Source organism: Collimonas fungivorans (assembly GCF_028292705.1).
In the GTDB taxonomy this organism is placed as follows: Bacteria; Pseudomonadota; Gammaproteobacteria; order Burkholderiales; family Burkholderiaceae_D; genus Collimonas; species Collimonas fungivorans_B.
In genome coordinates, this window is record NZ_JAQGLV010000121.1 from 1 (window position 1) to 10,892 (window position 10,892).

A 10,892-nucleotide genomic window follows, 5' to 3' on the forward strand; every position below is an offset into this window, starting at 1 on the left:
GGCACGGTTACCGAAACCTCGCTGTTGCGCCAGCTGTCCGCTATTTCCCAATAGGGTTTGCTGCTGTCGCCATCGATTGGAACCGGCCCTTGCTTGAGCTGCGGGATGACGATCGGCGACAGCTGCAGCTGGTTCTCGCAAAAACGCAACGCATGTTCGGCAGCCTGGAAAGCCATTTGCAGGTTGCCGGCATTGGCGGCCATTTTTTCTTCCAGCAGCGCCGCGCGCAAGACACTGAAGGCGAGCAGCATCATCACCAGCAGGCTGATCAGCAACATGGGCAGAACCAGGCCGAACTGCCGGCGCAAAGATTTTTTCATGGGAAAAAAGCGGTGGCCAAACACATCACATCTTTGTGCAGAACCGGGTCGGCGGCGCTTGGTAGGCAATTTTTCTCGACCGGGTCAGGTTCTCCGCTGGAGGCCGACGGATCCAGGAAATACACCTTGACCGTGAAGCCATCCACCAGCGAACCCGCAATCTCGCCCCAGCCGCCGGCCATCGCATCGCTGAGGCCGGTGCGCCAATCCTGGATATCGTTTGCCGCCAGTTCCTGCGGTGTGCATCCGCCGGAACCGGAGCAGGATGGCGCGGATTCATCGACGGCGGGATAGGCCTGCTGCGACAGGTTGTATGCGCCGCTATCGGCGCCGCGGATATTGGCGCGTACGCGATCGGCCAGGTCTGCGCTGAACTGGCTGGCCATCGCACGCAAATGCGCGGTCTTCTGGTAACGCAGGGCGAGGGTTTGTGTGCCGATCAGGGCAAACATGGCGAAGGCAGTGATGACGATCGCCACCAGCACTTCTATCATGCCGGTTCCGGATTGCCTGGCCGCGTGATTGCCGGCTGAAATCATGCGCTTCCTCTTTTCGTTCGGATATCGTCTGAAAAGAATTATAGGAATGGCAGATCGGCGAAGGAATAGCTGGCGCGCTTAAAAAATTTCAGTCATTACTGCTCAGGCAAATTTATCCAGCAAGGCTGCCAAGTTCCTGGCGTTTTTTTCGGCTTGCTCGGGATTGGCCGCGGCCGCGGTATGGGTGACGATGGCGTCCGTCAGCAAGGTGACGAAAGCTCTGTCGAGCGCCTTGCGAGCCGCCGCCAGTTGCTGGGCGACGCCTTCGCAATCGGCCGGCACCGCGGCATTGGCGATCAGTTTCTGCACGCCGCGGATCTGACCTTCAACCCGCGCCAGACGGTGCAGCAGATCTTTTTTCTGTTCATCGGTCAGGGCCGTGCCGTGCACTATTTTAACGGGCGTATCGCTCAAAGCCTGCCTCCTTCGTGTTGAAAAATCGCGCAGAACTGTTTGCCGGGCCAATGCAAATGACCGGCATGTCTAACGCTATCAGGAATCAATCGATAAAGCCAAGGGGAAGCTGACCGTCACCTTCAGGCCGGGAGCCAGGTCCTTGTCCTCTTCAACGGCGGAGAGCGTAATCCGCGCGCCATGCGAGGACGCGATATCGCGCACGATCGACAAGCCGAGGCCGGCGCCGCCGGGGTTTTGCTGTTGCGCGGACGGCGCACGATAAAACGCGGAAAACACGCGCTCGCGGTCTTCTTCGGCGATGCCCATGCCGCTGTCTTCCACTTCCAGCAAGGCGCGCTGAGCCACGCTGTCGCGCCGCACGCGCAATACGATCTTGCCGCCGGCCGGGGTGTAATGAATCGCATTGTCCAGCAGATTGCTGACCAGTTCGTGCAGCAGCAAGGCGTTGCCGCTGACGATCAGCTGGTCGGCGGCGTCGAAGGACAGGTCGATCTGTTTTTTTACCGCGGCGCGCGCCTGCTCCATGCCTACCTGGTGTGCGATGTCGGTGAGCGATACCGGTTCATTGCCACTCTCGGCTGCACCGTGCTCGGCGCGCGCCAGCGTCAGCAGCCGGTTGGCCAGGTGGACGGTGGCATCGGTGGTGCCGGCGATGCTGGCGACGATTTCGCGCAGGCTGTGCCAGGCGCGCTTATCGTCGAAATTGCGGTTGGGATTGCGGTCCAGTTCGCGCAAGGCCAGTTCGGCCTGTGTTTTAAGTACAGTAAGCGGCGTGCGCAGCTGATGCGAAGCGTCGGCGATAAAACGGCGCTGGCCGGTGATCAGCGCCTGCAAGCGTCCCATGTAGCCATTCATGGCGACTACCAGCGGCCGCACTTCCCTGTGCACCTGGTTGACTTCGAAATCGGCCAGGTCGGTAGTAGCGCGCGCTTCCACCGCAGCTTTCAGCTGCATCAGCGGGCGCAGCACAAAACGCACCGCAAACCACACCAGCAAGGCCGCGACCGTCACCAGCAACCCTTGCCGCCACAAGGTGCTGAATAAAATCTTGCGGGTCAGGTCGCTGCGCGCATCCATGGTTTCGCCGACCTGGATCAGGGCGATGCCGCGCATCGAATCGTCATACACCGGTTGATACAGGGCGGCGATGCGCACTGCCTGGTTGTGATAGTTGGCGTGATAGAAACGCACCAGCGCCGGATAGATTTCCGAGCGCGGCACGTCGGGCGGCAATGCCGGCAGGTCTTCATAGCCTGAAACGAATTCGCCGCGGGTACCGGTGACCTTGTAGTAGATGCGACCCAGGGTGTCGGTTTCGAAGCTGTCCAGCGCCACATACGGCACATCGGCGACCACCTTGCCATCGACCACCGACACCCGTTCCGCCAGCGCCCGGGTCGAAGCCAGCAGGGCACGGTCGTAGGCCAGGTCGGCCACATCGAGCGCGTTGCGGTAGACGGAAAAGGCATCCAGCGCCACCAGCAGCAGCAAGGGGATCAGGAGCCAGCTCAGCAGCTGGCTGCGCAAGCTGCCCAGCGACTTTGCCGGCTTGTTTCCGGGCTTAGAATCGGCTGCCGCCGGATGGACTGGCGGCGCCGTCATTTTTCTGCGACAACTTCCAGCAGGTAACCAAGGCCGCGCAAGGTAGTGATGGCGACCGCTTCGGCGCCGGGGCGCTGCAGTTTCTTGCGCAGGCGATGGATATAGATTTCAATCGCGTCGGGATTGGCGTCGTCGACCAGCGAAAACACTTCGTCGAACAGTTTTTCCTTGGACACCACGCGGCCGGCGCGGCTGATCAGCACTTCCAGCACCGCATGTTCGCGCGGCGTCAGTGCCAGCACCCCGTTGCCATAACTGAACATGCGTGACACCGTATCGAACTGCAAGGCGCCGCAACTGTAGATCGGCGCTTCGCCGCCTTGCGCGCGGCGCAGCAGGGCCTTGACGCGGGCTTCCAGTTCGACCAGTTCGAACGGCTTGGCCAGGTAGTCGTCGGCGCCCAGGTTCAAGCCTTGCACCCGGTCCTGCAAACCGCCGCGCGCGGTCAGGATCAGTACCGGGGTTTTGCTGCCGCGCGCGCGCAAGCGCTTCAAGACTTCCAGTCCATCCATTTTCGGCAGACTGAGATCGAGGATCACCAGCGCATACTGCTGGGTGTGCAGCAGGCTGTCGGCGTCGGCGCCGTTCATGGCGCATTCGACCGACCAGTGCGCATCCTGCAGCGCCTTGGTCAGCCAGCGCGACAACTCAACGTGGTCTTCAATCAGTAAAATCCGCATGGCTATGACAACTTATGGCAACTAGTGGCTAAAATTCAAAAACGGGCGGTCAATACTCACACAGAAAACCTTGCTTGGCAAAATCTGAGTGAAAGGAAAATGAAAGACTGCCGCCGTTATGATGTAAAAAAATGAATAAAGCCCTGGGTTTCGCATCTGCATTGCAGGTGAAACAACAACAGAATGGGTAGGAGACAATGAATTCCGTAATCACCTGGATTGCTGCACTCAGTGCATGTGTCACGCTTGGCGCCCATGCGGCGCCGGTGCAGTGCATTGCGCCGGCCAAACCGGGCGGCGGCATGGCCGTGACCTGCAAGCTGGTGCAGAAGGGCCTTCAGCTGCAATCCTCATCCGCAAATCCCGTCAAAATCAGCTACCTGCCGGGCGGCATCGGCGCCGTGGCCTGGAATTCCATTGTTACCCAGCGCCGCGCCGAAGCCGATACGCTGGTGGCGTTTTCGGGCGGTTCGCTGATGAACCTGGCGCAGGGAAAATACGGCGATGCCGACGTCGGCAATGTGCGCTGGGTAGCTGCGCTCGGAGTCGACTACGGCATGATCGCAGTGCGCAGCGATTCGCCGTACAAAACCTTGCCCGACCTGCTGGACGCCCTCAAGAAAAATCCCTCGAAAGTCACTATCGGCGCCGCCGGCACGGTAGGCAGCCAGGACTGGCTGAAAATTTCCATACTGGCCAAGCAAAAACAGATCGATCCCAAGAACCTGCGCTTCGTCGCGCTGGAAGGGGGCGGCGAGGCTTTCACCGCCTTGCGCGCCGGCCATGTGCAAGTAGTCTCCGGCGATGCTTCGGAAGCTACCCTGCATTCGCTGGACGGCGAGATCCGCGTGCTGGTGGTGCTGTCCGAAAAAAGGCTGCCGGGCGCGCTGGCCGATGTGCCGACCGCGCGCGAGCAGGGCATGGACGTCAGCTGGCCGATTATCCGCGGCGTCTACATGGGCCCGCAGGTGAGCGACGCTGATTACAAACGCTGGGTCGGCGCCTTCGACAAGATGATGGCGACCCCGGAGTTCGAGCAGCTGCGCGCCCGCAACGGACTGTATCCGTTTGCGATGAGCGGCGACAAGCTGACTGCATACATTAAAAAAACCGTTGAAGACTATCGCAAACAATCGGACCAGCTTGGCTTGATCAGATAAATCCCGCCGCGGCAACCGGCCCGGCAAAAACCCCGCAAGCAAGACCAAACGGCAGCCTAATCCCGGCTGGCGCCGGCTCGCCTGCGCCTTTTTAAAAGTAGCTGCACTCATAACACTCAGGAGATGACATCCATGCTTATCAAAAAAACCCTGGCAAGCGCAATCGCCGCCGTATCGTTGGGCCTGGCCCTGAACGCCTCGGCCCAGGCGCCGGCCGGCTACCCTGCCGACTACGCCAAGATCGTCGACGGCGCCAAGAAAGAAGGCAAGCTGGTGATCTACAGCGCCACCGATTCCAAGGCTGCGGAGCCGCTGATCAAGGATTTCAGCACGCTTTATCCGGGCGTCAAAGTCGAGTTCAACGACATGAATTCGACCGAGGTGTACAACCGCTTCATTTCGGAAGCGGCCGCCGGCGGCGCTACTGCCGACGTGCTGTGGTCGTCGGCGATGGACTTGCAGTTCAAGCTGGCCAGCGAAGGTTATGCCGCGGTGTACAAATCGCAGGAAGCAGCCGCGATCCCGGCCTGGGCCAACTACAAGGATAGCGCTTACGGCACGACTTTCGAACCGCTGGCTATCGTCTATAACAAACGCCTGGTGAGCGCCGATGAAGTGCCGGCCAACCACGCCGACCTGGTCAAGCTGCTAACCACCAAGGCCGACAAGTTCCGCAACAAGGTCACCACCTACGATATCGAAAAATCGGGCGTCGGTTTCTCCTTCATCACTGAAGATGCGCAAATCAATCCGCAGTTCTGGGACCTGGCGAAAACCTTCGGCGACATCGGCATCCGCGTGCAATCCTCGACCGGCACCATGCTGGAGCGGATTTCCTCCGGCGAGAACCTGATCGGCTACAACGTGATCGGCTCTTACGCCCAGGCGCGTGCTGCCAAGGATCCATCGATCGGCGTCTCCTTCACCAAGGATTACAACCTGGTGCTGTCGCGTGTGGTGTTCATCAATAAGTCGGCCAAGAACATGAACGCGGCCAAGCTGTGGATCGACTACCTGCTGTCCAAGCGCGGCCAGACCATCATCTCGAACGAGTCCCAGCTGTATGCCCTGCGTGCGGACGTCACTGGCCACAACACCCTGGGCAGCCTGACCACCCAGCTGGGCGGTGCGCTCAAGCCGATCGCAATTACTCCGGCCCTGCTGCAGTACCTGGACCAGACCAAGCGCCTGGCGTTCCTGAAGCAATGGAAGGCCGCCGCCGGGAAAAAATAAGGCAAGCAGGCCATCCCCGCCTGCGCGGGGATGGCGGATTTTCAAGACCCGGGTTTTTCTGCAAGGTACAAAATGACATCCATTTCTCCTCCCCATCCGCTGGCCAGCCGTTCCCGGCTGGCGCGCCTCAACTGGCCGCGCGGACTGGTGGTCACACTGGCGGCGGTGGCGATTTTCCTGCCGCTGGTGCTGATCTTTTACCAAAGTTTCCTGTCGGCGCCGTTCTTCGCGCCGGTCAAGACCCTGAGCCTGGAACCGTATCGTTTCATCTTCGACGATCCCGATTTCCGCCAGGCTTTCATCAACGGCTTGCTGCTGGCCAGCGGCCTCGCCCTGATCGCGGTGCCGCTGGGCGGCATGCTGGCGTTCCTGATGGTGCGCACCGACCTGCCAGGCCGCAGCTGGATCGCGCCGATGCTGCTGGTGCCGATTTTTGTATCACCGATGGTGATCGCCTTCGGTTACGTGGTGGCGATGGGGCCGGTCGGCTTCTATACGGTGTGGGTGCAGGACCTGCTGCGCCTGGTCGGCATCGAAGCGGCGCCGTGGAATGTGTATGCCTTCCCCAGCATCGTCATCATCGCCGGCCTGACCCATGTGCCGCACGTTTACCTGTACGCCTCGGCTGCGCTGAAGAGCCTGGGCGCCGATGTGGAAGAAGCCGCGCGCGTAGCCGGCGCTTCGCCGCTGCAGGTGGCGCTGAACGTGTCACTGCCGATGATCATGCCGGCACTGGCCTATGCCGGCGTACTGGTGTTTTTCCTCGGTTTCGAAGTGTTCGGCCTGGTGCTGGTGCTGGGCGATCCGGAAGGCCACCTGGTGCTGCCGACCTATCTGTACAAGCTGACCAACAAGCTCGGCACGCCTTCCTACCACCTGATGGCGGCAGTGGCGGTGTGCCTGGTGGCGGTGACCTTGCCGCTGGTGATGATCCAGCGCTGGCTGCTGCGTTCGGCCAACAAGTATGTATCGATCAAGGGCAAGGGCGCGCGCCAGAAGGCGCTGCCGCTGGGCAAGTGGAAATGGCTGGCGTTCGGCCTGATCGCGGCCTGGCTGATTTTCACGATCGTGATTCCGCTGTCCGGCATCGCCTTGCGCGCGTTTGTTTCGCACTGGGGTTACGGCGTATCGCTGATCGATACTTTCACCTTGCAGCACTTCCGCGATATCTGGGAACAGCCGGCGCTGGTGCGCGGCATTGTCAACACCATCCTGATCGGCGTCATCGGCGGTGCGATTGCGGTGGCCTGCTACTGCTGCATCGCGCTGGCCATGCATCGCAAGTCGGACGGCATCACCCGTTTCCTCGACTACAGCGTGCTGATCCCACGCGCCGTGCCGGGCCTGCTGGCCGGCTTGTCGTTCCTGTGGGTATTCCTGTTCGTGCCGTCGTTCCTCGACAACATGCTGAAGGGTTACGACAACGTCGTGGCGCAGTGGCTGGTGGAACACGTGATTCCGCAACTGCGCGAACTGCGCTCCACCATCTTCTCGGTGTGGCTGGCGTATTCGGTGGTGTGGCTGGCTTACGGCTTGCGCCTGATCACCACGGCGCTGCTGCAGGTCGGTCCGGAACTGGAAGAAGCGGCGCGTGCGGTCGGCGCCCGCCGTTCGCAGGTAACCCGCGACATCACGCTGCCGCTGGTGCGCTACGGCGTGCTGGGCGCCTGGCTGATGGTGTTCCTGATCTTCGAACGCGAATATTCGACCGGCGTCTACCTGCTCTCGCCGGGCACCGAAGTGATCGGCGCGCTGATCGTGTCGCTGTGGGCTTCCGGCTCGGTCGACCTGGTCGCCACTCTCTCCTTCATCAACATCACGCTGGTGGCCATCGGCCTCGGCATTGCGCTGCGCTTCGGCGTCAAGCTTCACGACTAAGCTGCGCTACTAATCAGGAAAATCATCATGAGCGAATTAAGTGTCAATAACCTGCATCTCGACTACGGCAGCGGCGCCAGCGTCAATCCTATCCTCAAGGGCGTGTCGATGGAATTGCAGCGCGGCGAAGTGGTGGCGCTTTTGGGGCCATCCGGCAGCGGCAAGACCACCTTGCTGCGCGCGGTAGCCGGCCTGGAATCGCCGAAATCGGGCAGCATACAGATCGGTGAACGCGCCATGTTCGACGGCCAGCGCAAGCTGGAGATCCCGGCGGAAGAGCGCAACCTCGGTCTGGTGTTCCAGTCCTACGCGTTGTGGCCGCACAAGACGGTTTCCGACAATGTCGGCTACGGCCTGAAGCTGCGCAAGATGAACAGCAGCGACATCGCCGCCCGCGTCAAGACGGTGCTGGGCCAGCTCGGCCTCGGCCACCTGGGCGACCGCTTCCCGCACCAGCTGTCGGGCGGCCAGCAGCAGCGGGTCGCCATCGCCCGCGCGCTGGTGTACAACCCGCCAGTAATCCTGCTGGACGAACCGCTGTCCAACCTCGACGCCAAGCTGCGCGAAGAAGCGCGCGCCTTCCTGCGCGAACTGATCGTGCGGCTCGGTTTGTCGGCGCTGATGGTGACCCACGACCAGGCCGAAGCGATGGCGATTTCCGACCGCATCCTGCTGCTCAACAACGGTAAGATCGAACAGCAGGGCACGCCGCAAAGCATGTATGAAACGCCGGACACCCTGTTCACCGCGGAATTCATGGGCAGCAACAACCGCCTGCCGGCCAAGGTGCTGGAGCGCGACGGCGGCCATGCACTGCTGCAGGTAGAAGGCGGCGACGTCAAGGCAACGCTGCGCGGGCCGACCATCTGCAGCGGCGACAAGGACGCGGTCGCGATCATCCGCGTCGAGCAGGTCAACATCTCCGCTACGCAGGTGGATAACGCCATCAGGCTGCCGCTGTCGACCTGCATGTACCTCGGCGACCGCTGGGAATGCGTGTTCCGCAACAACGCCGACAGCGGCGCCGACAGCACCGTGCTGCGCGCCTACGCCCGGCACCGGCTGGCGCCAGGCGAGTACTGGCTGCAACTGCCGCAGGACGCGCTATGGGCCTTCTAGGCAAAGATTCCGGGATGACAGAAAAGGGGGAGTTATATCCGCATCACGCAACAGCCTTTGTGCAGCTTAGCCGTAACCGCACAACCAACAAAAAAATATTACACAACGGAGGAACAACAATGAAAAGAAAATACCTGGCGGCGGCAACGCTCGCCGCCCTCGGCACGCTGGCATCCGGCGCTTACGCACAGACCAGCGTCACCGTCTACGGCATCATCGATACCGGGGTCGAGTACGTGAACAACGCCAATGCCAACAAGGACGGCCTGGTGCGCCTGAGCTCGGGCGCCACGAATACGTCGCGCATCGGCTTTCGCGGCACCGAGGACCTGGGCGGCGGCCTGAAAGCGGTATTCCAGCTGGAAAACGGCTTCAAGACCGACACCGGCGAATTCGACAGCGCCGGCCTGCTGTTCAACCGCCAAGCCAACGTCGGCCTGGAGGGCAGCTTTGGCAAGGTGGTGCTGGGCCGCTCTTTCACCACTACCTATGATTTCATCCTGCCGTTCGACCCCATGGGTTATTCGGCCCAGTATTCGTGGGTGACTTCCGCCGGCGCCACCGGCGGCCGCAAGGACGGCATGCCGACCAACCAGCCGAACATCATCAAGTACCAGGGCAAGTTCGGCGATTTCAAGCTGGGCGCCACCTATGGCTTCGGCGAGACGGCCGGCAGCACCAGCGACAGCGCGAAATACGATGTGGGCGTGGGCTATGAAAGCGGCCCGTTCCGTATCGCGGCGACATTCGACCGGGTCAACGGCACTGCAGCCAGCGCCACCAACAGCGCTTACGACAAGGCCACCACCATCCACCTGGCAGGCAATTATCAGCTCGGCAGCAACCTGAGCCTGAGCCTGGGCTACCGCAACTACAAGAAGACACTCGCGTCGAACGCAGCCGACCAGCGCAGCGATTTCTTCTGGGGTGGCGGCAGCTACAAGGTGACGCCGGTTGTGACGCTGATCGGCGCCATCTACTACCAGAACATCAAGAACGTCGCCAGCGGCAAGGATGCCGATCCGATCATGTATTCGGTGCGCGGCAAGTATGCGCTGTCGAAACGCACCGACCTGTACCTGAGCGCGGCCTACGCCAAAGCGAAAAATTCGCAGCTGGTCGGCTTGTCGCGTGACGATATTGCCTACGGCAGCAGCCAGACCGGCGTCATCGCCGGTATCCAGCACCGCTTCTAACCCTGGATGATGGGCAAAACGACATGGCCTTTGCTAGCCTGCCGTTCGAGACGGAAGACATTCATGTCTTCCGTTTTTTTTCATCAAAATACCGCGTCATCCACCGGTTCTTGAATGCTGGCGTAAAATGTTTCGTCAAAAAAATAATACCCAGTACCAACCCAAGGAGAATTGATGCAAGCTTCTACACGACGTATCTCGCTATGCGGACTGATGCTGACCGCGGCTGCGGGACTGATGGGCTGTGATATGCCGACCAAGGCATCGCAAGCTTCGGCGACCTCCACCGCGGCGCTCGCTGCAAGCTCCCCGTTTGCCCAGGTCAGCAGCTTGCCGTACAACATGCCGCCGTTCGACAAGATCAAGGATGCCGACTATAAACCGGCATTCGAAGCAGGCATGGCGCAGCAACGCCAGGAAGCGCGCGCAATCGCAGCCAATCCGGCGGCGCCGAGTTTCGACAACACCATCGTCGCGATGGAACGCTCGGGCCAGATGCTGAGCCGCGTCAGCGAAGTATTCTTCAACCTGGTGAGCGCCAACACCAGCCCGGAACTGGACCAGACCCAGCAAGAGATGGCGCCCAAGCTGGCCGACCACAAGGACGCCATCTTCCTCGACCCGCAACTGTTTGCCCGCGTCGAGCAGCTGTACCAGCAACGCACCAGCCTCGGCCTCGATCCGGAATCGCTGCGCCTGCTGGAGCGTTACCGCACCGAATTCGTCAGGGCCGGCGCCCGTTTGTCGG

At 61.2% G+C, this 10,892-nt stretch carries 10 protein-coding genes and 1 pseudogene; 6 read left to right on the forward strand and 5 right to left on the reverse strand.

The window, feature by feature from the left end:
* The 5 genes from JWQ61_RS05855 to JWQ61_RS05875 all read right to left on the reverse strand — a co-directional run.
* A partial coding sequence (locus JWQ61_RS05855) for a PilX N-terminal domain-containing pilus assembly protein (RefSeq protein ID WP_369684883.1) occupies window positions 1-320 on the reverse strand: 320 nt, incomplete at its 3' end.
* Window positions 317-859 carry a type IV pilus modification protein PilV gene (gene pilV, locus JWQ61_RS05860; protein ID WP_304359698.1) on the reverse strand — a complete coding sequence of 181 codons (543 nt, stop codon included), beginning with the start codon at window positions 857-859 and terminating at the stop codon, window positions 317-319. The genes JWQ61_RS05855 and pilV, both read right to left, overlap by 4 nt.
* Window positions 860-961: 102 nt before the next feature.
* Window positions 962-1,273, reverse strand: coding sequence for a metal-sensitive transcriptional regulator (locus JWQ61_RS05865; protein ID WP_061542121.1), 312 nt, complete (start codon window positions 1,271-1,273; stop codon window positions 962-964).
* Window positions 1,274-1,351: 78 nt separating this feature from the next.
* The gene (locus tag JWQ61_RS05870; protein ID WP_304359699.1) at window positions 1,352-2,878 is read right to left on the reverse strand and encodes a sensor histidine kinase; all 1,527 of its coding nucleotides are present in this window, start codon (window positions 2,876-2,878) and stop codon (window positions 1,352-1,354) included.
* Window positions 2,875-3,558 carry a response regulator gene (locus JWQ61_RS05875; RefSeq protein ID WP_304359700.1) on the reverse strand — a complete coding sequence of 228 codons (684 nt, stop codon included), beginning with the start codon at window positions 3,556-3,558 and terminating at the stop codon, window positions 2,875-2,877. Before JWQ61_RS05875 ends, JWQ61_RS05870 begins: the two co-directional genes overlap by 4 nt.
* A 197-nt stretch (window positions 3,559-3,755) precedes the next feature.
* On the opposite strand from JWQ61_RS05875, the gene JWQ61_RS05880 reads away from it, so the two are divergent.
* From JWQ61_RS05880 to JWQ61_RS05905, 6 genes and pseudogenes are all read left to right on the forward strand, one after another.
* Window positions 3,756-4,718, forward strand: a complete 963-nt coding sequence (locus JWQ61_RS05880) for a tripartite tricarboxylate transporter substrate binding protein (RefSeq protein ID WP_304359701.1) — start codon at window positions 3,756-3,758, stop codon at window positions 4,716-4,718.
* Window positions 4,719-4,850: 132 nt separating this feature from the next.
* Window positions 4,851-5,951 carry an ABC transporter substrate-binding protein gene (locus tag JWQ61_RS05885; protein ID WP_304359702.1) on the forward strand — a complete coding sequence of 367 codons (1,101 nt, stop codon included), beginning with the start codon at window positions 4,851-4,853 and terminating at the stop codon, window positions 5,949-5,951.
* A gap of 72 nt (window positions 5,952-6,023) precedes the next feature.
* Entirely contained in the window at window positions 6,024-7,829 is a 1,806-nt protein-coding gene (locus JWQ61_RS05890) for an iron ABC transporter permease (RefSeq protein WP_304359703.1), read from the forward strand.
* A 27-nt stretch (window positions 7,830-7,856) separates the two neighbouring features.
* Window positions 7,857-8,948, forward strand: a complete 1,092-nt coding sequence (locus JWQ61_RS05895) for an ABC transporter ATP-binding protein (protein WP_304359704.1) — start codon at window positions 7,857-7,859, stop codon at window positions 8,946-8,948.
* 119 nt (window positions 8,949-9,067) lie between these two features.
* On the forward strand, window positions 9,068-10,144 hold the full coding sequence (locus JWQ61_RS05900; RefSeq protein ID WP_304359705.1) for a porin: 1,077 nt from the start codon (window positions 9,068-9,070) through the stop codon (window positions 10,142-10,144).
* Window positions 10,145-10,318: 174 nt separating this feature from the next.
* Window positions 10,319-10,892 (forward strand): annotated as a pseudogene (locus tag JWQ61_RS05905) (dipeptidyl carboxypeptidase II); the annotation flags it as partial.

What these genes read in the sequence shown, in the direction of transcription:
- pilV (WP_304359698.1), bottom strand. Translation starts at nt 859, where the DNA reads ATGATTTCAGCCGGCAATCACGCGGCCAGGCAATCCGGAACCGGCATG.
- JWQ61_RS05870 (WP_304359699.1), bottom strand. Translation starts at nt 2,878, where the DNA reads ATGACGGCGCCGCCAGTCCATCCGGCGGCAGCCGATTCTAAGCCCGGA.
- JWQ61_RS05875 (WP_304359700.1), bottom strand. Translation starts at nt 3,558, where the DNA reads ATGCGGATTTTACTGATTGAAGACCACGTTGAGTTGTCGCGCTGGCTG.
- JWQ61_RS05880 (WP_304359701.1), top strand. Translation starts at nt 3,756, where the DNA reads ATGAATTCCGTAATCACCTGGATTGCTGCACTCAGTGCATGTGTCACG.
- JWQ61_RS05885 (WP_304359702.1), top strand. Translation starts at nt 4,851, where the DNA reads ATGCTTATCAAAAAAACCCTGGCAAGCGCAATCGCCGCCGTATCGTTG.
- JWQ61_RS05890 (WP_304359703.1), top strand. Translation starts at nt 6,024, where the DNA reads ATGACATCCATTTCTCCTCCCCATCCGCTGGCCAGCCGTTCCCGGCTG.
- JWQ61_RS05895 (WP_304359704.1), top strand. Translation starts at nt 7,857, where the DNA reads ATGAGCGAATTAAGTGTCAATAACCTGCATCTCGACTACGGCAGCGGC.
- JWQ61_RS05900 (WP_304359705.1), top strand. Translation starts at nt 9,068, where the DNA reads ATGAAAAGAAAATACCTGGCGGCGGCAACGCTCGCCGCCCTCGGCACG.